The following is a 26,501-nucleotide window of genomic DNA, read 5'->3' as shown; positions in this document are numbered from 1 at the left end:
GTCAGAGGCATGCAGGGACTTTCGTGTGCGTCAGGTTGGACTGCTACGGAAGTCGAGCAGTTTAATCGACGTCTGGTCCCTTGCGTCCGGCTTTACCCGCCCAATCGGCAGACGTCATGACCAGCCGGAAGCCAATGTGCGACATCGGATTCGCGGGGTCCGTGCCGCGTCTCGCGCTGGTGCGGTAACCGCTGCAATAGGTGTCGCTGCACAGGAACGAGCCACCGCGCGTGACGCGCTTCGGCGCATCGACCGGTGTCGCGCCGTCGTCGGGATCGAAGCTTGACGTCGGGCCAGACGGATCGACGGTTCGGCCGCGACGTTTGGCCTGCGTCGCGAATTCGTCAGCGCGGTACCAATCGGCCACCCACTGCCAGACGTTGCCCGCCATGTCGTAGAGGCCGTAGCCGTTCGGCGAGAACTGTCCTACGGGAGTCGTTCCGATCTGAATCTTCGACGAGTCGACGACGGGGAACGGACGCGCGTTGTCGTCCCACACGTTCGCCATGGATTTGCCGTCGGGACGTTTCGTATCTCCCCATGCGTAGTCCGCTTGTGTCAGTCCACCTCGTGCCGCCACCTCCCATTGCGCTTCGGTCGGCAGGCGCTTGCCCACCCATGTCGCATAGGCCAAGGCGTCGTCATACGACACCTGCACCACCGGGTGATTTTCTTTGCCCGTCAGATCGCTGCCCGGCCCTTGCGGATGACGCCAGTTCGCCCCGGGCACGAATCGCCACCACGCCGAATAGTCCCGCAGTGACACCATCGCTTCGGTGCCGACGAAGACCATCGCACCGGGCACGAGAGCTTCCGGCCGGGGCGCAGGCGTTCCCGGTGGCAGCTGCACACGCAAGTCTTCCCAGCGCGGTGGGCGCTCGGCTGTGGTGACGTAGCCCGTAGCGTCGACAAATCGCGCGAACTCTGCGTTCGTGACGTCGTGAACATCCATCCAGAATCCACTCGTCGTCACATCAAATGCAGGGCGTTCGTTGTGCTGCGCAAGACGGCTGTCGGTGCCCATGAGGAACGTCTGCCCCGGAATCCACGCCATCTTCTCGGGACCGCGCTTGCCGTCGCCAACGAGCGGCAACGTCAGAGGCGCGGGCGGAATGTTCGACTGGCTTCGCTGAACCAGCGCCGACGCGTGTCGCGACGACGCCATCCACCCGATCGATACGCCCAGCAAGATAATCGCGAGCGCCCATGCGAGGTGATCGTGACGCGTCCCCTTACTCATTCGGTCGCGCCCGGTGCCAGCACCACACCGACACGTTTGGCGTAGTCCACCCAGCCCTGCTTCAGACGCGCCACAATGTCGGGGTGATCGACTGAGAGGTCCGTCGTCTCGCCACGGTCACGGGTCATGTCGTATAGCTTCCAGTCGGGCGGTTCTGCGACCGGCTGCGGACCGCGCTTCATGTGCACCGACAGCAACTTCCATCGGTCGTCGCGAACATAGCGGTTCCCGCCAAACTCCGCGCTGAGCAGACTGCCGTCGGGGAGATGGCGCTGCGTCTTTCCGGTGAGAAGCGGAAGCAACGACGTGCCCGTCATCGGATTGACGGATTCGCCGCGATAGCGGTCGCCCGGATTCGGTAGCCCGGCCAACTGGAGGAAGGTCGGGGCGAGATCGAGGACGGTCGTCAGTTGTGTCGCCGTCGCCTGAGCGCTCAATTGTTTCGGCATCCGTACGATAGCGGGTACGCTCACGCCGCCCTCCGACGGGTATCCCTTGAACAACCGGAAAGGCGTCGCGCTCACTTCCGCCCAGCGGGTGCCGAGAGCTATGTTGGAGCGGCGACGGCCGAGATTTTCATAGCTGTTGTCGTTGTTCGGCCCGTCCGGGTAGAACATATCGACCTTCTCGCCTGACGGGCCGTTGTCGGAGGCGAAGAAAATGAACGTGTTGTCGTACGCGCCGACCGACTTCAGATGATCGACTAGGCGGCCGATGTTGGCGTCCAGTGTTTCGACCATCGCCGCATAGACTTCCATCTTGCGGGCTTCGGTCTTCTTTTGCTCCGGCGAGAGTTGATCCCAGCGAGGATTCATGGGCGACGCAGGCAGTAACGTGGCCGGACGGAAATCCGGTGGCAGCAATCCCAGCTGCCTTTGGCGTGCAATTCGCTCGTTACGGATCGCGTCGTAACCGGCGTCGTAGCGACCACGATAGTTGTCGATGCGGTCGTCCGGTGCCTGCAAGGGCCAATGCGGGGCCGTGTAGGCCGCGTACGCAAAGAAGGGTTTTCCGTCGCCGAGATTCCGGTCGATGTAGCCGATCAGTTTGTCGGTATAGCCGACGCTCGAATAGAAGTTTGGCGGCAGCGTCACCATCTTGCCGTTCTCGCGATACGACGCCCGGTCGGCAGAGGTGACTGCACCCGGGGCCGGAGCGAAGTGCGCCGCGCCCCCTTGAAGCAACACGAACGACGATTCGAAACCGCGCGCCTGCGGGCTTTGCCCCGGCGTGAGACCGAGGTGCCACTTGCCGACCATGTAGGTGTGATAGCCGCCATCGCGCAGCAGACTCGCAATCGAGAACGAGCGTTCGTTGAGATATCCCTCGTATCCGGGATGCCCGACCTGATAGATCTGCAGCGTCTCGGCCATCGTGCCCAGACCCGACTGATGGTGATCGGCCCCGGAGAGCAACATCGCGCGGGTGGGCGAGCAACTCGGCGCGACGTGGAAGTTCGTGAGGATGCGTCCGGACGCGATCAGCGCGTCGAGATTCGGCGTGCGAATCTCGCTGCCGAACGCGCCGATGTCCGAATAGCCGAGGTCGTCCGCAAGAATCATGAGGATGTTCGGCTTCTCGGACGGGGCCGCTGCCACGGGTGCGGATGCACTGGCTACCAGTGCCGCCAGTGCGCAGAGGCACGTAGTGAGCTTGCGTCGCATCTGCGCGCGCAGGTGTGTTCGTCGATGGTTCATGAGCGGCTCCTGTCAGAACGCATGACTGATACCCAACGCCACAGCGCTGGTGTTCTCGCCGGGCATCGGGACCATGTCGAACGCCAGCGCGTAACGGCTATTGCCCCGGTTGTTAATGCGCGCGTAACTCGCATAGAGGCGCGTGCGTTTGGACAGGCTGTGTTCGATGCCGACGTACAGGCCTGTCGCGTCGCCGTTCGAACTACCGGCTTCGTTGCGATTGACGAGCGAGACGACCAGCTCGTTTGCAGGGGTGATCGAGTAGCGTCCGCCGATCTGCCAGTCGAAGCCTTGCTGCGATGGCTTGCCGGACGTGTACACGCCGGAATAGCGATGCAGTGCCGCAGTGATCTTGTATTGCCCCCGAATCCAGTATTCACCGACGAGCCAGACGTCCTGCATGCCTTCACCGGGACGCGCGTTGTTGAAGTTGTCGTAGACGACGGACGCGAACCACGGGCCGGTCGAATAGCGCAGGCCCGTACTCGTCCCCTGCCCGCTCTTGGGGCGCTCGCCCGGCTGGAGGTTCTCCCCTTGCTTGCCGAGCGACAGCGACGAGATCACCTGAAAGCCCTGCCACTTCGGCGACTCGTACTTGACGGTGTTGTTCTCCAGCCAGCGCTCGTAGGAAGCGATGACGTTAGTGATGACGCTGTAGTTGCCGGTGTACGTGGGATCGATGCGTCCGTAAGTGGTGGCAGACGTCACTCGCATGCGGCCGAGCAGGAATCGACCGAACTCGCCTTTGAGGGCGACGTAGGCATCGCGCGCGGGTGGCACGGGCGTCGTGCCGTTGTTCACGCGCAAGCGCCATTCCAGAACGGCCTGCGCTTCGAGGGTGTCGGTGATCTTTTCGACGTCGCGAAAGACGAAGCGCGACGTCTGAAGTCCGCCGCTCTGAAGCCGTTGCGCCGTGGTGTTTTGCGCCCGGATCGACTCGACGTAGCTGTCGACGAAGCCGGACAAAGTCGGGCCGGTTTGCGCCCAGGATGCTCCCGCACACTGCGCTAACGCGAGTGCGGTGCAGGCCTTCTTGTACATGTCTCCTCCTGTGCGCCGGACGACGCGCCACGAGTCATGGCGGAGCGTTGCAGGCGCAGTGGCCCGGTGACGCCGTGACGTCCCGGTGCTCGATATGGGGGTGTTCCGATGGCGGGATCTGGCCTTACTTGTTGAGGCTCATGACCCAGTGGGCGAAGCGCTCGGCTTCGTCGTCGGGAATGGCGTTCGCGGGCATGGGGATGTTCCCCCACTTACCGGTGCTGCCCTGGAGGATGCTCTTCCTGATCTTGGCGAGCGCGTCTGGATCGTTCCGATAGGACGCCGCAATTTCACGGAACGACGGCCCGACCTTTTTACTGTTCATGTCGTGACAGGCACGGCACGTCTGCTCGCTGGCCGACGGTGCAGCCCAGACGCTGTGCGCCTGAGCGGTGGCGGCGAGCGCGATGGCAATACTTAACGAAACTCGGCGAAACTTCATGGATACCTCGCAAATGAGCGATTCCCAGGGCCGAGGAATCGAGGTGGACTAAAGGAGTTTTATGTATACATATTTATGTCAAAGAATACATTTAAATAATTTGGTGTACATGAAAGGTTTGGGGTTAGTTATTCCAAGGGGTTATAGCGAGGGAGTCGTGGACGAGGCGTCGAGCGTGCGGGCGTCACGGGTCAGGGGTCTTTCCAAACACTCATAGGTGTCGTGACAAATCTTCGCTTCATCCAGCCATGTGTTCCTGCTTCAATGAATTAGCGAACGACGGCCACCCACACCCGGCACGCGTTCGGATCGGAAATCGACGCGCATCGTAACTTTGATGCCGTCGTTTCTTTCGTCTGTAATTCAATTGGAGTCGGTAGACATCATGAGCAACTGGCCGGAAGCCCTTTCCCATCTGAAAAAAGCCGCCGGCACGCTGGCACAAGTTAACCCGCCGGTTGTGAAGGCCTTTCAGGCGTTGAACCAATCGCTCGATCAGGGCACTGCATTGGATGCGAAGACTCGCGAACTGATCGCCCTTGCGGTTGCCGTCACGACGCGCTGCGAAGGTTGCATTTCGTCGCACGCCGCTGCGGCGCAAAAGCTGGGCGCGTCGCGTGAAGAAGTCGCGGAAGCACTGGGCACTGCGATCGCCCTGAATGCGGGTGCTGCCTTCGTCTATTCGACGAAGGCGCTCGAAGCGTACGATCAATTCGGCGGGTAAGTAGCGCGGAAGCCGCTAAATGCAATGCGGGCCGATCTGTTGATCGGCCCAATGTTTGTCGGCGTTGGGGCGCTATCTGGAGATCGTTGTTAGCGCTCGAAGAAGCGTCGATCCAACGAGTAAGCGCCACCACCCCGTGCGACGATGTAGAACGCCAGGAATGCCATGAGCACCGGGTATTCAATCCCGCGGTCGATCCACGGCCAAGTCGGTCCGAGTGCGTAGCTGATTCCCACCATCTCCAGAACGCAGAGCGACGCAACGGCACGTGTGAATAGACCTAGCGTGAGCATGATTGCACCGACGGTCTCAAGCAGCATGACAAGAAATGCCAGTTGCGGCGCGAACGGTAGCCCCATCACGTTCTGGATAAGGTTGATCGAACCGGCCATTGGATCTGCCATCGAGCCGTGCGATGCGCCTAGGACTTTGGGGAGACCGTGAGTGAACAGCACGATGCCGAAGGTGGTGCGCAGCAATGCATACAGCGCGGGCTCGCAGTGTTGGCAAGCACGTCGCCAGGTTGAAAACGACGTCAGTATGGGTTGCGCGTTTTGTCCATTCGTTGTTTCGGTTGTCATCGCGATGTCCAATCAGGTCCGGTAAGGCGGAGTGTCCCTGTTTGGTCGCTGCGGATAAATCCCGCAAATTTGGCTAGACAATTCAAAACTGAATAACAATAGGGCCGATGTCGTGACGGTGTTGAAGCGCTCGTCGCCGACGATGCCTCTCCCGCTCGGGGTATTGCACCGTTCCTCCCCCACCTAAACGGGAGGGAGGATTTTGAACACTACGCGCACGCCAAGGCTCGATACCCGCTCAGTTGCCTCGATAGGTCGAGTAACCGTACTGACTGAGAAGCAAAGGAATATGGTAGTGCTGGGTTGCATCTACGACGCGGAATAGCACCGGAATTTCCGGGAAGAACGTGTCCTGCTTCATCTTTCCAAAATACTCCCCGGTTTTGAAAATCACGCGATATTCACCTTTGGTGAAGCGCTCTCCCTTTGGAAAGAGAGACTTAATTCTCCCGTGTGCATCGGTCTCTCCCGACGCAATTTTTTGCCACGACTCCCCATGCATCCGCTCAAGCACAACGGCCACGCCAACAGGCGGCTTGCCGGTTTGCTGGTCAAGGATATGCACACTAATAGGATTGACGTCCGCCATGGCTACGCGGACCGGCAGCAGGCAAAAAGCAAGAACGACGAAAATGCATTTTTTCAACATACGTGATCTCTTCATGGTCAAAAATTACATATACAGTTTCGGACCAACCGGCAGGTGAGTGCGCGCGTGACTAATCGTACGTCTTATCAACTCACCTAAAGAGGGGAAATTCCCCAAATGTTAGGGTGCGTTTGCCAAAGCAGGACTACGGAATAGGCGATCCGTGAATCACGCCCCGCGACGTATGTAGAATGCGCCGTGTCGATGCCAAGCCGGTGAACCTATGATTCAGTTCGCATTACTTCTTGTTTCAGCGACTACTCTCATTGCGGTGATCGTCGCGGCGGTAAGAGATGTTGATCACCGTCGATATTGGACGGTCTGCGCATGCTTCATCTTCGCTGGATTCGCATGTTGGATCGCGTTCGCTGCCATCGGATCGGAAGTCGATGCGCAAGGTGTTTTGCATGAACCCTTCGCATTGGTGCCGGTGGGAATGTTGATGGTAGTCATCGGCGTAATCGGTAGCTTGGTACGCGGAACGATGGCGCTGTGTCGCAGCCAATCGCAGGGCACTAAATAGCAAGACGGTCGAAGTGTCGGGTCTGGGCCGAACGTCTCGGAAATATGAACAAGGCGAAGACCGTTGGCCACTGAATCGTAAACGCACAAAGGGCCTCCCAACGGGGAGGCCCTTTGTTTGTGCTTGGCATGGCGAGGGGGACTCGCCCCCGTTTAGCGACTGGCTGCATCTCGCCCTGCATCGGACCGGAACCTCTGACGATACTCGAGAGGCGTCACACCAAGCCTACGCATGAATGCACGTCGCAGGCTGTTCTGGTCACTGAAGCCGCAAGCATACGCAACCCTCTTCAGCGGTGTATCACTTTCTTCGCGCTGTGCCAAAGGCAAAAAAAAGGGAGAGGAACAGGGGTCTCAGCCGGATAGGACAGATACGGCTTGCATGCGGCGTGGCATTCATCGGCGCGCTCCCAATACAGTGTTCTTTTGGCGTAAGAACTCCGTCTGCGGAAACCTTAATTGCTTCGCACTCTAAGATCAATTGACAGTTGCCATTCGACTACAAATATCTAGAAATACGTAACGACAAATGAGTCAATGTCGTTTGCACATGGCAACCCAAGAGGCTGATTACGTAAGCAGCATCCGTTCCAAGTCATCGCGGCTTTACTGCGATTGCTCTCTAGACGGTATCGGCGAGCGTTCATCCTCCTGATGTTGATATACCGGCAACATCACTTCAGTCGAGAAACTGCAGGTTAAGGCCGAAGAATAGCTGCCACCGCGGTTGTCCCTGACCTCGGTCCGCAACCGAGAATTGCGGTTCAAAGAAGACGTTGTAGACAGTCTTGCCTCGCTTGATGACTTGGCCGACACCCACCCCTAAAGGGATGCTGTAGCTACCATTTTCGAGATTGAATGCCCAAATCGGGGCAGCTCGAAGATATGTGCCGCCGCCCAACTGATAGAAAGCGAACGGTTGAAATGCAGCTACGCTGACCGTTTGCCGGTCGCTGATGCCAGCAAAGCTCTGCTGCCAAGACGCGAGATACCCGAATTGAAATTTTGCGGAGCTGGCATCGAACAGGACATTTACCAGTCCCGCAGACCACTTCCCGGAACCCAGTCTAGTGTCGCCGGCCGTGGGTGCTGTAAGTTGAGGGCCGATACCGAAGCTAATTGCAGGATTTCCCAGATCGATAAGATAGGCCGTAAAAAGGTTAAGGTCGCCGACGGACGTATGCCGTCCGAAAGTCGGCGCCAATGGCATTGTGTTGACCGGCAACGACGCACGCAATAGCCAGTGACTGCTTCCAACTTGAAACGGTTTTGCATACCGCATCCAGAACTGATTTCCGCTCTCCCCGGCCTCGGTGATGTTACCTATGTAGTAGTTCTGTAGATTGAACGCTGTCATATTGGCCAGCGGGTTGTTAGCCTGTGCGGCATTCGCCGCAGCTTCCTGAGCCTGTGCGGGCCCCTGTCCAAGTAGGGCAAACAAAGTCCCGCAGCATGCCGAGGCCAACACGAGGCGAAATGAAAAGTGGGTTCGCACACGCACCTCCGAAACGTTCTCGATTAACGCGTCGTTGCCGGTGAATAGGCGACGGTTTGAATTGGTACTAGAGGCTATATCGCCGCTTGAGACTACTTGAAGTTGATTCCGTCCCGCATGAGCCGCAAAAAAATGCCCGTATGTGCATACGGGCATCACCCCTGCTACCACACAATGTTGTGCTGACTGAATCACGGCTCCGCGATCGTGAACCAGAAATCGAACTTGTCGTAAAGGCCGAGCATTTCTTTGAACTTCGCGCGGTCCCCGTCGAATTGCACCTGACCGCTGTCCGCGAGATTTCCAAGTTGGAGCTTACCCAGCGCGATGTCGTCCAGTGTCGAGCGATTCAGCGAGATGTTGGCGTCTGCCTTCTGTAGCACGGTGTCCTTGCTGTAATTCATGACGCCGTTCTTCACCGACAGCGCGTACTTCTCCTTCGTGTCGGGGAACGTCACATTGAACGCATAGGACTTGCCAGCTGCTTTCGGCCCGTTCAGGTGGATCGCCAGAAAGTCGAGGAACATCTCCGTCGTCATACCCCGAATGATGTCGGGTGATGACGTGTTGGGGGTAGCCACTTTGTGCACGCCACCCCGAAGTTCCTGTGCTCCGCTCAGGTAGAAGTTGCGCGCGGGTCCGGACTCGGCCTGATACCCCAGCTGCTCAAGCGCTGCAGCTTCAAGGTTGCGAGCGGCCTGATTTGTCGGTTGCGCAAAGACCACCTTGTTCGTGAGTTCCGCCGCCCACCGATAGTCACCCTTGTCGAACGCCGACTTGGCCCCCTTGAGCATCTTGTCCGCGCCGATCAGCTCGACATAGCGCTTCGCTTCGTCAGTCGGCGGATACGGATCGAAGTTCGCGGGGTTACCGTCCCACCATCCGAGATAGAGCTGGTAGGTGGCACGCACGTTGTGCTTCAGATTGCCGTAATAGCCGCGGCTATAGAACTCCTTGGCGAGCGAGTCGGGCAGCACGAACTTGTCGGCAATTTCGTGCATCGTCATGCCCTGGTTGGCCATGCGCAGCGTCTGATCGTTGATGTAGCGATACAGATCGCGCTGCTTCTCCAGATGCTCGACAACACGGTCGTTACCCCATTGCGGCCAATGGTGGCTGCTGAACGACACCACCGCGTCCTTCCCCCAGAGACGAATCGTCTCATCGAGGTAGTGCGCCCACTTCTGCGCGCTACGCACCTTCGCCCCGCGCAACGTGAGAATGTTGTGCAACGTGTGCGTGGCGTCCTCAGCGAGATCGATGGCCTTGAACTGCGGGAAATAGAACAGCATTTCCGCCGGGGCCTCCGTACCGGGCGCCATCTGGAAGACGATATCGACGCCGTCGATATTCAACGTCTCGCCGGTCTTCTTGATGAGTTTGCTCGGCTCGAACAAGGTAATCGTCCCCGCCGCCGTCGTCAGACCGAGGCCGCCGCCGACGTTCCCCTTCGGATCCTTGGGCAGCAGGTTGCCGTACATGTACGATGCACGGCGGCTCATGACGGTGCCCGCGAATACATTCTCGCTGACCGCCTCTTCCATGAACCCTTCCGGTGCCACGAGCGGCACCTTGCCAGAGCGTACGTCTTTCTCGTCGACGACACCACGCACGCCCGCGAAGTGATCGACGTGGCTATGCGTGAAGATCACGCCAGTGACCGGCAGCTTCTCCACCTTACTGTTGATCAGATCGAGCGAGGCTTTGGCCGTCTCGACGGACGTGAGCGGGTCGATCACGATCCAGCCCGTCTTGCCACGCACAAACGTAATGTTGGCCAGATCGACGTTACGGACCTGATAGATGCCGTCCACCACCTTGAACAGACCGTGCGCAGAGAGCAATTGCGATTGCCGCCACAAGCTCGGATTGACCGTCGGCGGCGCCTCGCCTGCCATGTTCTTCTTTAGAAAGTCGTACTGCGTGAGGTCGATGACAGTATTTCCCGCTGCGCCCTTGATGACCGGATTCGAAAGATCGGCGACGAATCCGCGCTGAATGTCCTCGAAATCCTGCTTGTTCGCGAACGGCAGGAAGTTGAGCAACTTCTGGTTCGCATCTCGTGTCGCCGCTGTTGCATCAGCGGGCTGCGGCGGCGACGACTGTGCTTGCGCCGCAGTCCCGATCAGGGTTCCGGCGACAAGCGCAATCAAAGCAACAACTGACTGGCGTTTCATGAAGTCCTCCCCAAAGCACGTTGAGTAAGAGCGAAGAGACCGCGGGTCAAAAACCACGGAAGTCATTTTCATCGCCTCGGATTGGCAAGGACATAGGTATTTGGGGCAAAAGGGGTTCCCCTTCGGGCAACGCTAAACCCGGAAAGTGATATGGCACTGGATGCCTGCGAGCGCAATACGGGCACGCGCAGTCTCAAAAAAATCTGAATCTGTTGAGGCTCGTTTTCGAGCTTTACGAATTTATTGAGAAGTGCTATCAATGAGTAAAGGCTAGAATTTCTAGACAATTTCCATGCAGTTGCAGAAAGTAATTTAAATACTTTATTTCGGCAATTAATTCAGTAATTGCCATTTCTCGTGTAAGTATTATTCGTACAAAAACGTAGGTACTAGTCAACGCCGGGGAAATACAGTTTTCGTATGCGAGGCGGAGAATCCATGAATGCTGATCGTGAATCGGTAGTGCATATCGTCGATGACGACGCTTCTATGCGGGCAGCACTAGGCCGGCTGCTGTGCGCTTCGGGCTATGCCGCAAGGGAGTACGCTTCTGCAGGCGAGTTTCTTGTCAGCGAGCCAGATGAACGTCCGGGATGCGTTCTCATCGACCTTGAATTAGGCGGGCCAAGCGGACTTGACTTGCAGCGCACGCTACGCCGCCAAGCATCGGCATTGCCGGTCGTTTTCATGAGTGGCTACGGCGATGTGGCCCGGTCGGTCGAAGCGATGAAGGCTGGTGCAGTCGACTTCCTCATTAAGCCTTTCGGTCGCGACTCCCTTGTCGGTGCCGTGGAGACGGCGATCAGCCTTGTTCGGCGACCCAGTGCTGCACCTGCACATGAGGCGAAATCCGTACTCAGCGATCGTGAAGAGGTCGTACTCCAAGGTGTCGTCAAAGGGCTCCGCAACAAACAAATCGCAGCCGAGCTGGGACTGTGCGAGAGAACCGTCAAAACGTGTCGTGCTGAGCTGATGCGTAAATTCAGCGCGAACTCCCTCGCCGAACTCCTCAGGAGCGCCGGCAAACGCACCGAGGCCGAAGCCGCCCCACACACTGCCCAAATGTCGTGAGCAACACCGTTGCGGGAGCCGCCCGGGGCGTGGTGTCGCTGGCGGTCGTCGCGCTATGCAGCTTCGTCGTAAAAGACGCGCTCAGCGCGGAACCGCCCAAGGTGGCGCTGCTTCGCGAGTACTGGCAGGAAGTCGCCGTGGTGATTTTCGTGATTGGCGCTCAGACCGTCACAATCCTAGCCATGCTTCAGCAACGCCGTGAGCGTCGTCGTGCTGAACTCGACGCCGCCAAGCGTCGTGCCGACCTTACTCGTGCCTCGCGTATCGCGACCGTTGGCGAGTTGAGCGCGTCCATCGCCCACGAAGTCGGTCAGCCGCTAGGGGCCATTCTGAGCAACGTAGACGCAGCCGATCTCATGATGCAAAGCGGCGACCCGAGCGACGCCGAAATTCGGGAGATTCTGAGCGATGTCAGACGCGATGCCCTGCGCGCACATGACGTGATCGTGCGCTTGCGCGCACTGCTACAAAAGCAAGCGATTACGTATGCCCCCGTCGCCTTCGATGTCGTGCTGGAACGTGCGACGTCGCTCGTGCACCCCGAGGCGCGGCGGCGCGGCATAGTGCTGCACACAGCCTTCGCCACCCGCGAGGCCCGGGTGCTTGCTGACCAGGTGCAGTTGCAACAGGTCTTGCTCAACCTCTGCATCAACGCCATGGACGCTATGGAGAACGCGGAGCAAAAGGACAGAGAGTTATACGTCGCGACACGTCTTCTCGACGAAGGCGTAGAACTTGTCGTTGCCGATCGTGGCGTCGGCATTGCGGATGGAGACGTCGAGCCGTTGTTCGAAGCGTTCTACACAACCAAAGAGCGCGGCACGGGACTCGGCCTGTCTATCGTGCGCTCGATTGCCGACGCGCATCGTGGCAGCATCTCTGCTCGGCCCCGCGCCGGAGGCGGGGCCGAGTTCGTCCTCTGGTTGCCACTTGCGATACCTGCCGCGCATCAGTAAGGTGCGTTGACGACGATGAACTGCGTCCCTTGCGGTTGGTACCACGTGTTGCCGCACTGTTGATAAATCATGCCGCGATAGTTCACGGGCACGCAGTTAGCCGGGACCGAATGCACGATCGATCCGACGACCGCCGCAGTCACGCCTACCGCAGCCGTAACGGCAGCGGCCGTTGCGACCGGATGGTAATCGTCGTCCCATCCGCCGTGATAGTAGCCGCCGCCATGATTATCGACGTTCACGTTCACATTGCGATTGACGTTGACGTTGTTGTTATTGACGTTGTTCACGCTGGTGTTGCGAACGTTGCGGGTGCGGGCGTCGGGTTGCCGGTTGCCTGCATTGGCGGCATTCGGGCGTTGCGCGGCGTGCTGACCAGCCTTACCGCCACCGGCGTGCTCGCGCGTATGCGCGCCGCCACCACCGCCGCCACGACCAACAGCCTCAGCGGGCGACAGTGACACAAGAATGGCGGCCAATGCAGTGGCCACGACACACAGGTGAACGAAGGGGGAGCGTCGTGTTGTCATGATGTCACCCCTTGTTCGCAGGCAATTGAACGGCTTCGATCCGCTTTGCGCCCGCTGGCGGCCGGAACTCAAAGGTCGACGGCTTGATAGAGAAGCCGGGTTGCCAGGACAGGATCGAGACCGACTGCGGACGCGCTTCGTCGTCCGTACGCGTCACCACGATCTTGCGTGGCAACGGTTTGCTGCCACTGGTGATCCATATCTGCCAGTCGATACCGGGCTGCCGGAACGCGTAGTGGTCGCACAGGTCATTACCGATATAGTCCTGCCCCGCGAACATGGCCGAATCGAATTTCCGATGCTGCGCGTCTGGCGTCCCCCAGGAGAAGAGGTCGGCAAGCGGGAGTTCCACGCCGTATCGTGCGCGCAGCGCGTCGACCAACTGGGCCAACGTTCCGTCGAACGGCACCGATGCGTAGTACTTCTGCTGCGGCGAGTACAGCGTTGCCTGCTTCCCGTCGTAAATAATCTCGCGTTCGGTACGCGCGCTCTTCATGATCGCGCGCAGCCGATGCGGCCGATCGACTTCGAGTGTGGCATTTGCACCGTGCTGGAGCTTTTGCCCGTCCGCCAGCACACGCTCCCCGGTCAGATCTGTGAACACGCGAAAGCGTTGGAGTGATTGCAGGTAGGTTCCCATCGTGTGCAGCGCCTGAACTGCGTCAGGATCGACGCTGTTCACCGGTTCGGACGGTGCGGACGACGCGCTAGCGGGGACCGCCTGCTGCGCCCATGTCACTGTGACCGTCGATGCTGCACCTGTCGTGAGCAGCATCAGGATTGCCAACGCCTGTCGTCTCATCGTCATGCCTCGATTAGTGGAGCTACAGTGGCGGGGAAATGCGGAAGGTTGGCGCATACCGATGCGGAGATGCTCGGCAGACACTCCGAATCAATGTAGCGCGCAAAACTGGCGAAGCAAAGGCGATTGCCCCAAATTGCCCGATGGGGAATCTTCGTTGCCCCAAATCCCGATGGCGGTTGTCTCGTATTCCAAAGAAAAATGTCGTTATATGGATACGACCGCCTCATGACCACGTCAAGGAAGCTCATCGCGATTCTGGAGGACGACACAGGCATGCGTCGCGCTGTCGAGCGCCTGCTGACGATCTCCGGATACCGTACGCGAGCCTTCACGAGTGCGGGGGAAGACGGTGTCGCCGAGAGCATCCGCGCGGCCTACTGCGTGGTCGCGGACGTGAACCTTCCCGGGCTCTCAGGACCGGCGTTCTATCAGGCGTTGCCCTCGCCTCGTCCGCCAGTCGTATTCGTCACGGCGTACGACAACGAGGCAGCGCGCGCCGAGATTCAGCAGTCGGGCGGCCGGGAGCTGTTGACCAAACCGTTCCTTGGCAACGACCTGCTGTCTGCCATCGAGCGCGCCGCACGCTCGCAGCCGTAAGCGTTGAGCGCGGCACGCTCAAACGACGGCTCGGCGTGTCGGTACGCGCCGAACCGACAATCCACGCGACGCGTTATACGCGGAAGTCGGCAGCCATGTCCTCGTCGCTACGCGCCACGAGTTTTCCGGAGCGGCATGCCTTTATGAACGCCTCGTAATCTTTCTGGTTCTGCGTCGCATAGGCGAGCGCGTAGTCGGTCATCGCGTCGGCGAGGCGCTTCCCGTCGCCGATGTACGACGATATTTCTACGGCCAGCCCCCCGGACTTGGCGTGCGCCCGAGCCAACGCCCATCCGCATATTCGGGCATAGCCCTGGAGAATCGTGTCGTTCATGCGCTCGACTTCCGCAGAGACCTTCATGTCGCGCAACTGCCGGAAGTAGAAGTGGCGTCCGTTCGGGCCGGTCGTCCAGCCGAGAAACGCGTCGCTGGCGGCCTGAAGCAGCCGCTGCCCAGCAACGACGCGAAGCCCCTGATGGTGCACTTTTCCCGTAGGGAAGTGGCGAGCAATGACCGATTCGCGGGCCTCTTTCACTTGCAGGAACAACGGCTTGCCGTGCGCGTCGACGAACAACATCACGAGACAGAAGGTTCCGACGCTGCCCACCCCGACCACTTTGAAGGCGATGTCCTGAAGCTGAAACTGATCGATCAGCGCACGCCGGTCGACCGGGAGCGTGCCGACGTATTCGTTGAACGCCTGTGCCAGCTTGCCCTTCCAGGCTTCCGTGTTCGACCACGCGTGTGCGTTGCCCAGCAAAGAGTTCGGGCCAGCCGGATGGAACAGCGCAGGCGGCGCGTCCTGAATCGCCCAGCGGCCGTCCTCAAATACTGCAATCTTCTCGAGCATAGCTTCGTGCGAACGTCCGGCGGCCTTCTCTGCGGTCTTGCGGATCAGACGTCGTCCCTCACCGGTGACGGCCGCTTCCGCCATACGATCGAACGTCACGATCTCATGCCAGAGATCGAGCGCGCTGTAGCGCGCATACTCTTGCATCCGCTTTCCGTATTCGGATACGGCCGACGTCACAATGTCGCGAATCGTGCTGCGATCGACGCTCATGTGTTCGCCTGCAATGGCAAAGCTCGCAGCAAGGCGTTTCAGATCCCATTCCCACGGTCCCGGCGCAACCTCGTCGAAGTCGTTCAGATCGAATACCAACTGGCGCTCCGGCGTGGCGAAGCCGCCGAAGTTCATGAGGTGGGCGTCGCCGCAAATGGGGAACGCGAACCCGGTGGTGGTCGTTCGCGCCAGATCATGCGCCTGAAGGACGGCGCTGCCGCGATAAAACGTGAAGGGCGAGACCGACATGCGGCCGTACCGCAGCGGCACCAGCGCATCGACGCGGCCCGCGCTGTTCTGGCGCAGCAACGCCACGGGATCGCGATCGACATTGCCGATGTCCGATTGCTTCGAACGGGGCGCGCGTTCACGCGCCAGCTTTCCAGCGGCCTTGCGTTGGTCAAGCGTCAAATCGCTGGGCATGGGGCACCTCCTGAGGTTGCGTGAATGCAGACGCGGTCGCGACCGCTGCTCTTGGCTGCGTAAAGGGCTTCGTCCGCCGCTTGCAGCAGCGCTTCGGGCGTGCCGGTCGGCATCACCCCTGTGGCGGCGACCCCGATGCTCACCGTCACGTGGCCGTGCGGTGTGCCCTCGTGGGCGATGGCGGCGGAGCGCACAGCGATGCGCACGCGCTCGGCGACGTCGCGCGCGCCGTTGGCGTCGGTGTTTGGCAGCACCACCATGAACTCCTCGCCGCCGTAGCGCCCCGCGAAGTCGCCCGGCCGCCGGATCGTGCGCCCGATTGCGTGACTCACGGCGACCAGCGCGTCATCGCCTGCGGGGTGGCCATAGCGGTCGTTGAACGTCTTAAAATGGTCGACGTCGATGAAGAGCAACGCGAGTGGCGCATGCTCACGTACCGACCGACGCCACTCCCTGTCGTAGGTCTCATCGAGCGTGCGTCGGTTGGCCAGCCCCGTTAGCGGGTCGGTGCTCGCCATTCGATGCAACTCGGCTTCGGCGACGTAACGTCGCTGGCGCTGCTTCCTGAGCAGGACGGCGAGAATCAGACAGGCTGCGCCGAGCGCGGCAGTGAGGCCGCCCACCCACATCGCTCGTTCTCGCCATGCGGCATAGATCTCGCTTCTTGGCGCGCGAATCTCGATCAGCATGGGCAGGCCGGGGAGTGGCTGTCGGACGTAGAGAAATTCGCCATCCGCGCCCGTGATCGAAGCGTCCGAGGGTGTGGCGGTGACAGCGACGAGAGGCGCGGCGCTTGCGACAGTGGTGCCGGTCGCGGTCGACGTGATAAGTACCGCGCCGTCGTTGCGCATTAACGAGACGATGCCTTTCTCCCCCGGGGCAAGTCCCGCGAATTGCCGTAAGAAATAGCGAGCGTCTATCGTCACGATGCCAACGCCAGCAAACTCTCCGTCGTCACGCCGGATGGTGTGCGTCATCAGCAGACCGCTGCCAGCGCTTACAGGGCATAACGCAGCCGATGTGGCGATCGAAAGCGCGTCGTTGTTACTTTGCCTGTGCGCGTTGACGATGCGCTGGGCGAAGCGAAGATCGAGGCAGCCGGTCGAAGGCATGGCCTCATAAACGACCTCCCCTGCATCGCTCATGATCACGGCCTGCACATCGGTCTGTGCTGCCGCGCTCGCAGGATCGCCGAACAGCGCCATGCAGTTAGAAAGTGGTGTGCTCGGGTCGCCATGACCGGCTGCACCGAGTGCTTCGAGTCCGCGTGCACAGGCCCCGATGTCGTCGCCCACGGTGCGCGCGGCGAGCATCGCCACGCGCAGGTTTGCATCGCGTGCGTCGTCGCGAACCGCCAGACGGCCTTCATAAAGCAGCGTTGCGCGCACACCGATCACGATGAGCGCGGCAACGATCCCCGCAACGACCGTCAGGCCGAGTGCACCGAACCAGCGACCGGCCTTCTGTGATGGAGGATGTGAAGTATCGGGCGAATTCATGTTCCCTGGCGCACCGTGACCAACGCGCCCCATTCTTTGCGTAATCGCCGCACCGGGCTATCGGGAGTGGGGGCAAGTCATTTGCCCGTCGGGGCAACACGGTTGCCCCCTGCACCGATGGTCCGCCAGCCGAGCGGCCGCGACAATTGCCCACGGTGGCCAGTGTTCCGCAACATCAACGACGCGGGTGGAGTATGGCGGCAATACGACACACGAGCAGGCGCAGTGGCGGGCATGCGGCACGACGTGGATTTCGTCGGCCGCTTCGGACGTGGCTGACCTCACTCGCGAGCCTGTCCTACCTGACGATGATCACCCCGACCGTGCTTGCCCAATCGGCACCCCTGCGTGTCGGCACCGATGTCCGCAGTCACGCGAACAGCGTACTGGCCATCATGAGCTACACGACCGTGCCGGATGTGACCACGAGTTCGCTGTCGATCAACAACGGCTCGACCGGAAATCCGGGTTTCTGGCAGACGCAGCTGGGCGGCGGCTTCACGCTCAGTCGCTCGTTCCCGCTTTACCTCGAAGGCACGCTTGCCTATAGCCGCTACGACCCGACGTTCGTGGCGTCGGACGGCTCGGAATCGCGCGCGCTCCCGGTCCGCTGGAACACGCTCAGCACGACCATCGGTGTGGGATGGGACATTCGTCTGGCCGACGAACTGGTGCTTCGACCGATTTTGAACGGGAGTCTGGGGCGCGTCGCCAGCGATCTGCGTGTCGGCGAAACGCTGCTGAACCGCGCGACCGATCTCGATACGCAATTTCTCAAGAATGGCGCGCTTAATGCGTACGGCCTTGGCGGTTCATTGATGCTCGACTTCGAGCACTATCGCGAGGCGTACGAAATCGATGTCGAACTGCGTCTGACGAACATCCATCTGCGCAGCTTCGGCAGCTCGTCCGCCGGTGTGCAAGGCAGCGCCAACGCCCAACAGTTCAGCCTTTGGTCGAGATGGCGTGCGCCGACCGGCCTGCGTGCGCTCGACCGACCGGTGCGCTACGTGCTTGAGGCCGCCTATTCGCAATACTTCGGGGACAGCGCGGGCGTGCTGGGCTTCAACAATCTGACGTCGCTGGGTGTCGGTCTGGAACTCGACAGCAGCAAGTATCCGGTGATCGTCACGCGCACACGCCTCATGGCCCGCTACGTCTTCGGCCACAACGTGCAAGGCGTCTCGTTCGGCTTCGCCATGAGCTTTTGAGCGGCCATCGCCCTGCTCTTAACCGTCAGATCAGTGCTTTGGCGACCTTGCCGAGTACCGCCGTCAGCGGCAATTGCAGGGCGGCGACGTAAAGCATTGGCACGGCAGCTGGCGCGACGATCGCCACGATGGACATCTTGCTCAACGGCACGGAGCGCATATGCGCCACTGCGTCGTAGATGGCATGAATGTCTGCGACGGGGCCCAGCTCGGGTGCGTCGAGGATTTCGGGCTTGCCAATGTCCCGATGCAGGATCCAGCGCTCGTGGACAAGACGGTCGTGATGCGCCACAAGACTCCCGTATTCGAAGATCGCGCGGCGCTTAAGCCTGCCCAAGGGCATGGCGAGCGGCAGCAATGGCAAGAGGAACAAGACCGAGATCAATGCGGCGGAGGCGATCAGCAGCGTCTTCATTTGCAAGGCGCTCGCGCCATGGTAGACCACCTCGTGCGCGAACGATGCGGCGATGACGGCCGAAATAGCAAAAGCCACCGGGCTGAAGCTGAAGGCCATGCGTTCCACGAAGCTCAGGCCGCCTACCCGGTCCGGGTGCGACGGCACCAGCGCGAGCGGCAACTTGCCAATCCGAAAGAGAAGAATGAATAGCAGGCAAGCACGCCAAAGCCAGGCGAGCAGCATTATGGTGAAGAGCGGCCGGATGACGAGCACGAACCACCAGCCGCCGAAACTGATATCTGCGACGTGCGTGCCTTGGTTCATCCAGACCACATCTTCCGCGTCACCCAACAGTGCACGGGTCGTCGACCATGCGACCGTCGCGCCTAGCATGATCACCCAGGGCAATGCACGATCGCGAAGCAGCGACATGCGTGCGAGCTGCCGTCGAAAGTCGGGGAGCGTCTCATCGGTGATAAGGCCGGAATCGACGAAGTACTTCAGGAGCGGAGGCATCAGATTCTGAGCCACGCCTTCGGCAATCACCATCAGCGGAATGGCGATCAAACATCTCACATGGATTCCAAAATGGGCGACGAGTGTGTCGTCGCCAGTGCCGCTGAACGCGCGACCGGTCAGGATTGCCCAGAGGGCCAGCGGTAGCCAGGTCACAGCGGCGAAGATCAGCGCACGTCGCACGACCCCCATGCCTGCGGCAGGGATGAGGAAGGCCCTGCGTTGGAGATGAAACCCCAGATCGCCTCGCACCAGCGACAAATCGACTTCCGGCAGATCGGAGGTCTCGGGGGGACTCTCGTCAGCAGCACGACCGCTATTCGCCATGAGTTTCTCCTTGCGCAGCGTTCTGACACAAGTGGATAGGCTCGTAGTCTTTCGCTGAATGCTTACTCGCGCCATCGGGGTTTCGGGCAACCAATTTGCCCCCCGGGGCATCGTGCTTCGCGGGACAATCGCCTAAGGTCCGCTGTGGCATTTCATATCAGGAGCGTCCATGACGATCTGCGCGGCTGCACACTCGACTTCCGCGGGCAACGCGCGAAAAGACGCGACGCCCTTGTCACGCCGCAAAGCGGCCACCCTGCTCGCAGGCCTATGGATGTCACTTATCGTGTGTCTGACGATGCTCTCTGCCGTTCCGACGGCGTTCGCACAGACCTCACACCCCGCTGCAACACCCGACGCCCCCGCCGCCGACCTCCGATACATGGATCGCCCTATCACGACGTTTCGCGCTTCGCTAACGGGGGCCACACCGCAGCAGCGCGCCGAGCGCTCCTATGCCGCGCTGGATGCGCTGCCCGAGAGCATGCTGCGCTTGCCGACGCAAGCAGTTCAGGGCTCGCTCGGCCAGAATCGCGGCATCGTCTTCCGGCGCGGTGACCGCATTCTCTTCGCCTTGCTGGAGGGCGACGTCGACGAGGCGGACAATCGACCGTTCGAGGTCATCGCAGGCGAGACCCAGATGCGACTGGACGCTGCACTGGCGGCCCGACAGGCCCAACTGCATTGGCCCAACATCATTCGCGGCATTCTGCTTGCGCTGCTCGCGACGGCCGTGCTGGCGATACTGGTATGGACGGCCGGACGACTGCAAAGCCGTTTGCAAACACGCCTTCAGTACGCCATCGAGGCGCATTTGCTTCGTCGCACTTCCAAAACATTCGACTGGACCGGCTCGGCGTTCCATCTGGTGCGGCAGATCGTTCAGTTGCTCTTCCTTTTTTTCGTGGCAGCGCTCATATACGTCTATCTGATCTACGTGCTGGAGCGGTTCCCAGTATCGGAACCCATGGGCGAGCGTCTGAGCGATTTCCTCTGGAACCTGCTCAACACCTTTGCACTGGGCATCGTCAATGCGATTCCGGGGCTCATCGCCATCGCCGTCATATTTCTTCTGACGCGCGCCCTGCACAATCTCATCAACAACGTTTTTGCAGCGATCCAGCAACGCCATCTCAACGTGCCTGGCTTGCATCCCGACACGGCAGATGCCTCGCGCCGCATCGTGGCCATTGTCGTATGGGCGTTGGCGCTGACATTCGCTTACCCTTATTTTCCAGGCGCGCAGAGCGATGTGTTCAAGGGACTGAGTGTGTTGCTTGGTCTGATGGTGTCGCTAGGGTCGGCGGGCATCGTCAATCAACTGATGAGCGGCATTGTCGTCACGTACAGCCGGGCATTTCAGGCGGGCGACATGGTGCAGATCGGAGACACGTCAGGCGTGGTGGTGAGCGTGGACACATTATCGGTGAAGCTAACGAACGTCAGGCAGGAAGAAGTCACGATTCCCAACGCCGTCGTCGTTGGGGCCATCGTGCATAACTTTTCCAGTCGCGACGGCAAAGCGCCAGCGCTGGTGGTCACGTCGGTGACGATCGGATACGACACCCCGTGGCGACAGGTGCAAGCCATGCTGTGCCTCGCGGCGGCGCGGACCCAAAGCATTGCGCAGTCGCCGCAGCCGTTTGTATTGCAGCGTTCGCTGTCGGACTTTTACATTGAATACGACTTGCACGTCGCCCCCGTCAATCCGGCCCAACGTCTCTTGATGCTGAGCGAGCTGCATAGCCAGATCGTCGACGTCTTCAATGAATTCGGCGTGCAGATCATGTCGCCGCATTTCGAGGAGCAGCCGAAAGCGCCGGTGATTATTCCGCCGGATGGCTGGACTCCTTCCCCCGCAAGACCCGCGTCGGACTCGGGCAAAACCAAAACTACCGAGGGCTGACGTGCATCCCCGTCTTCGAACTGCCCTTTGGGGCAAACGAGACTGCCCGAAATACCAATGGCGATGTCGTGTCACAGAACTGACACTGCAACGCAGACGCCCGCGGTGGCATTTGCCGAAATCGAAGACGGGCGTCGTACGTCCACCTATCGGTGAGCGATCCAATCCACTTTGCGGAGTCAGTCATGCAAACACGTCGTCACTTCGTAGGTGCTTCCGTCGTCGCGGCCGCCCTGGTCGTGGCTTTGTCGGGATGCTCCACAACCGGCAGCGCACCCGCCACGCCCGAAGCCAATGCGTCACGTAAACAGTCCATCGACGCGGCCGCCGAAGGCACGCTCTCGCGACTGTTCTCCACGGTGCCCGGTTCGCGCGAGCTCGTAGGTAAAGCGCGTGGCGTGCTGGTTTTTCCTACGGTCATTCAGGCTGGGGTGATCGTGGGCGGGCAGCACGGCGACGGTGTCCTGCGTGTCGGGACAACCTCGTCGGGCTATTACAGCATTTCGTCCGCCTCGGTGGGTGCGCAACTGGGAATGCAGTCGAAGTCAATGGTCTATCTGTTCATGACGCAGGAGGCGTTCGACAAATTCCGTAATGCGAGCGGTTGGTCTGTGGGGGCAGATGCTTCTGTGGCGGTCGTCAAACTAGGGGCGAACGGTCAAGTCGACACGACGACGACCACGCATCCCGTTGAAGTGTTCGTGATGACAAACAGCGGGCTCATGGGCGACCTCTCGCTTTCAGGAACCAAAATCACCCGCCTAGACTTGTGATGTGGAACATCTTCGCGATTCAGGTTGATGACGCAATGCGAAGGCGCACGCGACAGTCGGATTCGACATGCTCCTGACGCCACGTTCGGATCCCTACATTCATTTTCGGTTACGGCACGATTGAATTGAAGCACCTCAACGCGCTCAGACGCGTTGAGGTGCTTCATCAATTGTCGGCGGAACAGAAGATGCCGGAGTACTTTCTGGCGACTTTGTCGCGGACTACAGTTTAGCCACAGCCGTCCGTCGCGGAGCCGGTCCCCCATGGTCCGACGAACCTACTACTGCACATTGAGCGTGCCGCCAGGATACATGCCATTCCCGAGTTCGTGCGCGATTTCGAAAGCTCGCAAGAGCGGAGCATTTTCGCAATGCAAACCCGCCACAACTCGTGCAGCCCAGTCGAAGTATTCCTTCCTGCGTTCCATAGACCATTGCGGCGGCGGCGCATTTATCAGGTCCCGCAAATTGCAGGTGGCATCAGCGATCTTAATCATCGCTGCCTTGTGCGATTTCCGAGCCGCATGCTGCACTTGCCGTTCCTTTCGCAACTGCTTTGGCAGCGACTTGTCGTCTGATACCTCTGCAACGAGCGTCGCAACCTCTTGGCCGAAGAGAAGGCTCAGTTCTTCGAACGTCGTGTGCGTGTCTTCGATGGTGTCGTGAAGAATGGCGGCCTGAAGTACGGAAATTTCGGTGACGTTCCCGGTCGTCGCAAGCAAATGGGCGACAGCGATCGGATGGTTAATATAGGGTGACGCCTCAACGTCTTTTCGACGCTGGTTCTTGTGTCGATCAGCTGCAAAGTGAATTGCACTGAGCAAATCGGCTAGATTATTGATATACATCCCTAGTCACCCTGCTCGAGTTGACGTACGACGCGCGTTTATCAAGCACCGGACGAACCCCTATTTTTCGGTCGATCTTATCCCTATATCGGCGGGCCTCCCGTCTCCGACAGACCAAGCCGTCTGCGCAAGATCCGCGTGTTCCGGCATGGGGCAAATGTATCCGCGACGAGAAAGAATCTGCGCAGTTATCTTATTTCCCCAAAGAGCATAGCGCCCAAGATATAACCCGTAAGCGCACCAGAGCAACAGCGATACCATGTAAAAGTCTTTGCTGGCATAGGACGATTCAGCAGGAATCACGTCAACAAAGCCCATCCACATCGAGCTACCTACTCGAAGATACGTCTGTGCAACGATGTACCCGATTACGATCAACGCCTGCATGTACAGGCGACGTCGTACATAAGCGATAAGCGCCACGATCGGGAGTGCCAACGCGAACCAGAACGGCCAAGCCACGCCAGCCTTTACGCAAACGACGGCCTCCCCTTTCTTCATCAAAACCTTCATGTCGTCTCTCCGGAGCACATTCGATGTCGATCTGCCCCGGGCATGGAGGCCGTCATTTTTGTGGAACGAGAAGAGTTACCCGCGACCGATCGTCAAACGTCTTCGTACCGTCAGGCCAAACGATGAGGTCACCGACAACGCTGACCAACTGGGCGCTGTCTTCAAGTCGTTGGATTTGTGCCTGAAGAGTTTCGGGCACGTCCCAGACGTAACGAAGCTTGTATTGACGGTCACCGACCAGAAGAGCGATGAAACCGCCTGCGGGGTCGTGATCAAAGACGAGCGTTCCGTAGAGAACAGCGCTCGAAAGTACCGATGTCTTTGCAGGAAGCGATACGCCTCCAGTGCGGGGAAATGTGAGAACTCGGCCATTCTCCGCACTTACGCGAAGAGCGCGTGTTCGCTCGCGGTAGGCGTTGGCAATGCATTCGTCGCTACGACACTTGTCGCGAACGGTGGCGCGCCATTTGTTCTGGTCTTTTCGCAGGCCCACCTTGTCGGTCGTCCGATTCGCCGCTGTCGCGAATGCCTGCGCAAGCTGGCTATCCAATTCGGCAAGCGAAGGGCTAATGCAGATCGAACGCTCAACCGAACTCGTCGCTTTGCGGCAGTCGAACGAAGGTTTTGCAATCTCGGCCAATGCCGGAATAGCCGAAAAGACCCCGATCATGGCCACAGTTGCCCATCCAACTCGCTTGGCCCGCAAATGCGTCACTCCCCAGTTCATCGGATCTCCCCTGCAGCTCGCTGACACCTCGAGGTCATACCACCGCCGAACGTGAGCATGGTGGTGATATTGATGATTCCCTTTTGTAGCTCTTCGCGGGCAGTCGTTGCGCAAGCCTGGGCCACATTGTCATAGCCGTCGCTCTTAATATGCGCCCGCATACCGGACACCAGTTCACGTGTGTCCACATATCGCTTTGTGTTCTCAAGGTCTGCAGGCCGGCGCAACTCGATGAGCTTAACGAGATCGGCCCCACAAACGTTGAAGGCCGTGATGTATTGCTGGCAGGCCGGGGGAAGGGACTGCGCCGTAACGCCCTCTGCGGCGCCAACCAGCATGACGAAGAGCCCCGAATACAGCACTTTTTTCATTCTTTAGATCCTCGAATGTTCGTCGAACGCTTCTAACTGCTACATCCGAAACAAATTGTAGCATTTGTCTTGTAAATAAAAATGTCTACATGACATACGCCGTGGTTACACGTCGTGTTTCCGCCAAGAATCTCGGGGACTTCGTTCTTCGGGAAAGTCTTGATGAAAAGCTTGAGGAAGCGCTTTGCCGAAACGGTCCGAGCCCGCCGCAAGTACTTGAAGTTGTCGCAGGAAGCTTTCGCGGACAAGGTAGACATGGACAGGACGTCCATTAGCCGTATTGAGCGCACTGCCCCAAACGTTTCCATCAGAACTGTGTTTCGGATTGCCGAGGCACTTCAGACGAAACCGGGCGCGCTCCTGGACGGCGAGTACACCGAACAATCGACCAAATCGGTGCCGCCAGAGGTATTCGGTAGCGCTGTTAGAGACGCCCGCGTGATTCGGGGGCTGTCGCAAAAGGCCGTGGGAGATATGATCGGGATGGATCGGAACTACGTGAGCACGATAGAGCGCTCTGAGGAACTCCCGACACTCGATACACTGGAGAAATTCGTCAGCGCTCTCGACTTGAAGGTTCGGGCTATTTTTGGCTAATCGGAGCTAAATAAGGACCGCGCACCTTGATAGTCAAAATGATAGTTGACTCAAACAAAGATAAAAAAAGCCCTTGAAATCAAGGGCTTTTTAACATCTTTGGCGGAGAGAGGGGGATTCGAACCCCCGATAGGCTATTAACTTACACGGAGAACTCACAATTAGGTAACTAAATCAGTTTGTTGCAATGGTTACTGTGTGTCACAGAATTCGTTCACGCGCTGCGGTAAGTGTTTGAATTGACTGGTTCAGAGTAGGCTGAGTGACACAGTGTGCACCACCCTGCACTAGCGCTCAAACAAGCCCCCGAAGACGCGCATCCACTCTGTCCTGAATGCGTGCCGCACGCTCCTTGAACTCGCGCAACGCCTGGTCACTGGTTTGCCGTTCAGGACTTCTAGGCGATCGCGCATACGGATCCATGATCGTCGCCATCAATCGGTCAATCTGACGAAAATCGTCGAGCGCCTCCGGAAGGTACGCGAGGCACACAAAGTGCCACGGGCGCTCCTGTAGCTCATGCGTCGCGGCCCGCCATTCCGGTAGCAAGAACGCCGCTCTTGCGGCGGCGTCTGCCGTGTGATGCTGGTCAAAGCTGACGTTTATCATCTGCTCGAAGTGCAGGGCCAAACGCGATCGCTTGTTAAGTTCACCTACGACACTACGTAGGCCTTCGATTGTTCGGCTGCGCTTCTCGCGCCGTCCGGTCAGAAGCTGACCAACGTACACTCCGCCGATCCCGCCGACGAGCCCAACAAATCCGCCCACTAGTACGCCTGTAAGGCTGCTCTCCACGGCATGCT

General features: G+C 59.4%; 28 protein-coding genes. 9 read left to right on the top strand and 19 right to left on the bottom strand.

Annotated features, from left to right (window positions below):
- Positions 1–61: 61 nt before the first annotated feature.
- The 4 genes from NTU39_RS05915 to NTU39_RS05900 form a co-directional block, all read right to left on the bottom strand.
- Positions 62–1,165, bottom strand: a complete 1,104-nt coding sequence (locus NTU39_RS05915) for a formylglycine-generating enzyme family protein (RefSeq protein ID WP_373275393.1) — start codon at positions 1,163–1,165, stop codon at positions 62–64.
- A 71-nt stretch (positions 1,166–1,236) separates the two neighbouring features.
- Positions 1,237–2,937, bottom strand: a complete 1,701-nt coding sequence (locus NTU39_RS05910) for an arylsulfatase (RefSeq protein ID WP_257959483.1) — start codon at positions 2,935–2,937, stop codon at positions 1,237–1,239.
- Positions 2,938–2,949: 12 nt separating this feature from the next.
- The gene (locus NTU39_RS05905) at positions 2,950–3,978 is read right to left on the bottom strand and encodes a porin (RefSeq protein ID WP_257959482.1); all 1,029 of its coding nucleotides are present in this window, start codon (positions 3,976–3,978) and stop codon (positions 2,950–2,952) included.
- Positions 3,979–4,102: 124 nt separating this feature from the next.
- Positions 4,103–4,420 (bottom strand): c-type cytochrome, encoded by a 318-nt coding sequence (locus tag NTU39_RS05900; RefSeq protein ID WP_150666712.1) that lies wholly within the window; start codon positions 4,418–4,420, stop codon positions 4,103–4,105.
- A gap of 382 nt (positions 4,421–4,802) precedes the next feature.
- Here NTU39_RS05900 and NTU39_RS05895 point away from each other — a divergent pair, with 382 nt between their 5' ends.
- Positions 4,803–5,144: a carboxymuconolactone decarboxylase family protein gene (locus NTU39_RS05895; RefSeq protein WP_257960048.1), complete on the top strand. Its 342-nt coding sequence runs from the start codon at positions 4,803–4,805 to the stop codon at positions 5,142–5,144.
- Between the two features lie 89 nt (positions 5,145–5,233).
- On the opposite strand, the gene NTU39_RS05890 is transcribed toward NTU39_RS05895, so the two are convergent.
- Both NTU39_RS05890 and uraH read right to left on the bottom strand, forming a co-directional pair.
- Positions 5,234–5,725 (bottom strand): DoxX family protein, encoded by a 492-nt coding sequence (locus NTU39_RS05890; RefSeq protein WP_257959481.1) that lies wholly within the window; start codon positions 5,723–5,725, stop codon positions 5,234–5,236.
- A 238-nt stretch (positions 5,726–5,963) separates the two neighbouring features.
- Positions 5,964–6,374, bottom strand: a complete 411-nt coding sequence (uraH, locus tag NTU39_RS05885) for a hydroxyisourate hydrolase (RefSeq protein WP_257959480.1) — start codon at positions 6,372–6,374, stop codon at positions 5,964–5,966.
- A gap of 223 nt (positions 6,375–6,597) precedes the next feature.
- Here uraH and NTU39_RS05880 point away from each other — a divergent pair, with 223 nt between their 5' ends.
- Positions 6,598–6,897 carry a DUF3955 domain-containing protein gene (locus tag NTU39_RS05880; protein ID WP_257959479.1) on the top strand — a complete coding sequence of 100 codons (300 nt, stop codon included), beginning with the start codon at positions 6,598–6,600 and terminating at the stop codon, positions 6,895–6,897.
- A 152-nt stretch (positions 6,898–7,049) separates the two neighbouring features.
- On the opposite strand, the gene NTU39_RS05875 is transcribed toward NTU39_RS05880, so the two are convergent.
- The 3 genes from NTU39_RS05875 to NTU39_RS05865 all read right to left on the bottom strand — a co-directional run bounded on the left by NTU39_RS05875 (position 7,050) and on the right by NTU39_RS05865 (position 10,568).
- Positions 7,050–7,220: a helix-turn-helix domain-containing protein gene (locus NTU39_RS05875; RefSeq protein ID WP_308340646.1), complete on the bottom strand. Its 171-nt coding sequence runs from the start codon at positions 7,218–7,220 to the stop codon at positions 7,050–7,052.
- A gap of 355 nt (positions 7,221–7,575) precedes the next feature.
- Positions 7,576–8,586, bottom strand: coding sequence for a hypothetical protein (locus NTU39_RS05870; protein ID WP_257959478.1), 1,011 nt, complete (start codon positions 8,584–8,586; stop codon positions 7,576–7,578).
- Entirely contained in the window at positions 8,583–10,568 is a 1,986-nt protein-coding gene (locus NTU39_RS05865) for an alkyl/aryl-sulfatase (RefSeq protein WP_257959477.1), read from the bottom strand. Before NTU39_RS05865 ends, NTU39_RS05870 begins: the two co-directional genes overlap by 4 nt.
- Positions 10,569–11,006: 438 nt before the next feature.
- On the opposite strand from NTU39_RS05865, the gene NTU39_RS05860 reads away from it, so the two are divergent.
- Complete coding sequence (locus NTU39_RS05860) at positions 11,007–11,639, top strand: response regulator transcription factor (protein WP_257959476.1); 633 nt, start codon at positions 11,007–11,009, stop codon at positions 11,637–11,639.
- Positions 11,636–12,595: a sensor histidine kinase gene (locus NTU39_RS05855; RefSeq protein ID WP_257959475.1), complete on the top strand. Its 960-nt coding sequence runs from the start codon at positions 11,636–11,638 to the stop codon at positions 12,593–12,595. Before NTU39_RS05860 ends, NTU39_RS05855 begins: the two co-directional genes overlap by 4 nt.
- Here the strand turns inward: NTU39_RS05855 and NTU39_RS05850 are convergent.
- Together NTU39_RS05850 and NTU39_RS05845 are read right to left on the bottom strand one after the other, a co-directional pair.
- Positions 12,589–13,125, bottom strand: a complete 537-nt coding sequence (locus NTU39_RS05850; protein WP_257959474.1) for a hypothetical protein — start codon at positions 13,123–13,125, stop codon at positions 12,589–12,591. The two genes, NTU39_RS05855 and NTU39_RS05850, sit on opposite strands and share 7 nt — an antisense overlap.
- Before the next feature lie 4 nt (positions 13,126–13,129).
- A complete protein-coding gene (locus NTU39_RS05845) occupies positions 13,130–13,933 on the bottom strand; it encodes a DUF2092 domain-containing protein (RefSeq protein ID WP_257959473.1) in 804 nt (267 codons plus the stop codon).
- A gap of 222 nt (positions 13,934–14,155) precedes the next feature.
- Between NTU39_RS05845 and NTU39_RS05840 the strand changes: the two genes are divergently transcribed.
- Positions 14,156–14,527, top strand: coding sequence for a response regulator (locus NTU39_RS05840; protein WP_257959472.1), 372 nt, complete (start codon positions 14,156–14,158; stop codon positions 14,525–14,527).
- A gap of 73 nt (positions 14,528–14,600) precedes the next feature.
- On the opposite strand, the gene NTU39_RS05835 is transcribed toward NTU39_RS05840, so the two are convergent.
- A complete protein-coding gene (locus tag NTU39_RS05835) occupies positions 14,601–16,013 on the bottom strand; it encodes a DUF2252 domain-containing protein (protein ID WP_257959471.1) in 1,413 nt (470 codons plus the stop codon).
- Complete coding sequence (locus tag NTU39_RS05830) at positions 15,998–17,512, bottom strand: sensor domain-containing diguanylate cyclase (protein WP_257959470.1); 1,515 nt, start codon at positions 17,510–17,512, stop codon at positions 15,998–16,000. The genes NTU39_RS05835 and NTU39_RS05830 overlap by 16 nt, the downstream gene beginning before the upstream one ends.
- A gap of 308 nt (positions 17,513–17,820) precedes the next feature.
- On the opposite strand from NTU39_RS05830, the gene NTU39_RS05825 reads away from it, so the two are divergent.
- Positions 17,821–18,723 (top strand): hypothetical protein, encoded by a 903-nt coding sequence (locus NTU39_RS05825; protein ID WP_257959469.1) that lies wholly within the window; start codon positions 17,821–17,823, stop codon positions 18,721–18,723.
- A 25-nt stretch (positions 18,724–18,748) separates the two neighbouring features.
- On the opposite strand, the gene NTU39_RS05820 is transcribed toward NTU39_RS05825, so the two are convergent.
- Entirely contained in the window at positions 18,749–19,819 is a 1,071-nt protein-coding gene (locus NTU39_RS05820) for a hypothetical protein (RefSeq protein WP_257959468.1), read from the bottom strand.
- Between the two features lie 376 nt (positions 19,820–20,195).
- On the opposite strand from NTU39_RS05820, the gene NTU39_RS05815 reads away from it, so the two are divergent.
- Both NTU39_RS05815 and NTU39_RS05810 read left to right on the top strand, forming a co-directional pair.
- Complete coding sequence (locus NTU39_RS05815) at positions 20,196–21,869, top strand: mechanosensitive ion channel family protein (protein WP_257959467.1); 1,674 nt, start codon at positions 20,196–20,198, stop codon at positions 21,867–21,869.
- 185 nt (positions 21,870–22,054) lie between these two features.
- Positions 22,055–22,642 (top strand): BPSL1445 family SYLF domain-containing lipoprotein, encoded by a 588-nt coding sequence (locus NTU39_RS05810; RefSeq protein WP_257959466.1) that lies wholly within the window; start codon positions 22,055–22,057, stop codon positions 22,640–22,642.
- A gap of 281 nt (positions 22,643–22,923) precedes the next feature.
- Here the strand turns inward: NTU39_RS05810 and NTU39_RS05805 are convergent, their stop codons facing one another.
- Genes NTU39_RS05805 through NTU39_RS05790 form a run of 4 tightly spaced genes read right to left on the bottom strand, consistent with a single transcriptional unit; the run spans position 22,924 to position 25,101 of the window.
- Positions 22,924–23,490: an HD domain-containing protein gene (locus NTU39_RS05805; RefSeq protein WP_257959465.1), complete on the bottom strand. Its 567-nt coding sequence runs from the start codon at positions 23,488–23,490 to the stop codon at positions 22,924–22,926.
- A gap of 60 nt (positions 23,491–23,550) precedes the next feature.
- Positions 23,551–24,003: a hypothetical protein gene (locus NTU39_RS05800; RefSeq protein ID WP_257959464.1), complete on the bottom strand. Its 453-nt coding sequence runs from the start codon at positions 24,001–24,003 to the stop codon at positions 23,551–23,553.
- A 52-nt stretch (positions 24,004–24,055) separates the two neighbouring features.
- Positions 24,056–24,730 carry a lysozyme inhibitor LprI family protein gene (locus NTU39_RS05795; RefSeq protein WP_257959463.1) on the bottom strand — a complete coding sequence of 225 codons (675 nt, stop codon included), beginning with the start codon at positions 24,728–24,730 and terminating at the stop codon, positions 24,056–24,058.
- Positions 24,727–25,101, bottom strand: coding sequence for a hypothetical protein (locus tag NTU39_RS05790; RefSeq protein WP_257959462.1), 375 nt, complete (start codon positions 25,099–25,101; stop codon positions 24,727–24,729). The genes NTU39_RS05795 and NTU39_RS05790 overlap by 4 nt, the downstream gene beginning before the upstream one ends.
- A 162-nt stretch (positions 25,102–25,263) precedes the next feature.
- On the opposite strand from NTU39_RS05790, the gene NTU39_RS26890 reads away from it, so the two are divergent.
- Positions 25,264–25,698 carry a helix-turn-helix domain-containing protein gene (locus NTU39_RS26890; RefSeq protein ID WP_308340645.1) on the top strand — a complete coding sequence of 145 codons (435 nt, stop codon included), beginning with the start codon at positions 25,264–25,266 and terminating at the stop codon, positions 25,696–25,698.
- Between the two features lie 294 nt (positions 25,699–25,992).
- On the opposite strand, the gene NTU39_RS05775 is transcribed toward NTU39_RS26890, so the two are convergent.
- Positions 25,993–26,493, bottom strand: coding sequence for a hypothetical protein (locus NTU39_RS05775; RefSeq protein WP_257959461.1), 501 nt, complete (start codon positions 26,491–26,493; stop codon positions 25,993–25,995).
- Positions 26,494–26,501: the final 8 nt, after the last annotated feature.

The sequence above is a fragment of the Pandoraea commovens genome, from assembly GCF_024704525.1.
GTDB lineage: Bacteria > Pseudomonadota > Gammaproteobacteria > Burkholderiales > Burkholderiaceae > Pandoraea > Pandoraea commovens.
This window is presented reverse-complemented; position numbering and strand designations above follow the sequence as displayed.

What these genes read in the sequence shown, in the direction of transcription:
- NTU39_RS05915 (WP_373275393.1), bottom strand. Translation starts at nt 1,165, where the DNA reads ATGGCGTCGTCGCGACACGCGTCGGCGCTGGTTCAGCGAAGCCAGTCG.
- NTU39_RS05910 (WP_257959483.1), bottom strand. Translation starts at nt 2,937, where the DNA reads ATGAACCATCGACGAACACACCTGCGCGCGCAGATGCGACGCAAGCTC.
- NTU39_RS05905 (WP_257959482.1), bottom strand. Translation starts at nt 3,978, where the DNA reads ATGTACAAGAAGGCCTGCACCGCACTCGCGTTAGCGCAGTGTGCGGGA.
- NTU39_RS05900 (WP_150666712.1), bottom strand. Translation starts at nt 4,420, where the DNA reads ATGAAGTTTCGCCGAGTTTCGTTAAGTATTGCCATCGCGCTCGCCGCC.
- NTU39_RS05890 (WP_257959481.1), bottom strand. Translation starts at nt 5,725, where the DNA reads ATGACAACCGAAACAACGAATGGACAAAACGCGCAACCCATACTGACG.
- uraH (WP_257959480.1), bottom strand. Translation starts at nt 6,374, where the DNA reads ATGTTGAAAAAATGCATTTTCGTCGTTCTTGCTTTTTGCCTGCTGCCG.
- NTU39_RS05880 (WP_257959479.1), top strand. Translation starts at nt 6,598, where the DNA reads ATGATTCAGTTCGCATTACTTCTTGTTTCAGCGACTACTCTCATTGCG.
- NTU39_RS05865 (WP_257959477.1), bottom strand. Translation starts at nt 10,568, where the DNA reads ATGAAACGCCAGTCAGTTGTTGCTTTGATTGCGCTTGTCGCCGGAACC.
- NTU39_RS05860 (WP_257959476.1), top strand. Translation starts at nt 11,007, where the DNA reads ATGAATGCTGATCGTGAATCGGTAGTGCATATCGTCGATGACGACGCT.
- NTU39_RS05850 (WP_257959474.1), bottom strand. Translation starts at nt 13,125, where the DNA reads ATGACAACACGACGCTCCCCCTTCGTTCACCTGTGTGTCGTGGCCACT.
- NTU39_RS05845 (WP_257959473.1), bottom strand. Translation starts at nt 13,933, where the DNA reads ATGACGATGAGACGACAGGCGTTGGCAATCCTGATGCTGCTCACGACA.
- NTU39_RS05840 (WP_257959472.1), top strand. Translation starts at nt 14,156, where the DNA reads ATGACCACGTCAAGGAAGCTCATCGCGATTCTGGAGGACGACACAGGC.
- NTU39_RS05835 (WP_257959471.1), bottom strand. Translation starts at nt 16,013, where the DNA reads ATGCCCAGCGATTTGACGCTTGACCAACGCAAGGCCGCTGGAAAGCTG.
- NTU39_RS05830 (WP_257959470.1), bottom strand. Translation starts at nt 17,512, where the DNA reads ATGAATTCGCCCGATACTTCACATCCTCCATCACAGAAGGCCGGTCGC.
- NTU39_RS05825 (WP_257959469.1), top strand. Translation starts at nt 17,821, where the DNA reads ATGATCACCCCGACCGTGCTTGCCCAATCGGCACCCCTGCGTGTCGGC.
- NTU39_RS05810 (WP_257959466.1), top strand. Translation starts at nt 22,055, where the DNA reads ATGCAAACACGTCGTCACTTCGTAGGTGCTTCCGTCGTCGCGGCCGCC.
- NTU39_RS05805 (WP_257959465.1), bottom strand. Translation starts at nt 23,490, where the DNA reads ATGTATATCAATAATCTAGCCGATTTGCTCAGTGCAATTCACTTTGCA.
- NTU39_RS05800 (WP_257959464.1), bottom strand. Translation starts at nt 24,003, where the DNA reads ATGAAGGTTTTGATGAAGAAAGGGGAGGCCGTCGTTTGCGTAAAGGCT.
- NTU39_RS05795 (WP_257959463.1), bottom strand. Translation starts at nt 24,730, where the DNA reads ATGAACTGGGGAGTGACGCATTTGCGGGCCAAGCGAGTTGGATGGGCA.
- NTU39_RS05790 (WP_257959462.1), bottom strand. Translation starts at nt 25,101, where the DNA reads ATGAAAAAAGTGCTGTATTCGGGGCTCTTCGTCATGCTGGTTGGCGCC.
- NTU39_RS26890 (WP_308340645.1), top strand. Translation starts at nt 25,264, where the DNA reads ATGAAAAGCTTGAGGAAGCGCTTTGCCGAAACGGTCCGAGCCCGCCGC.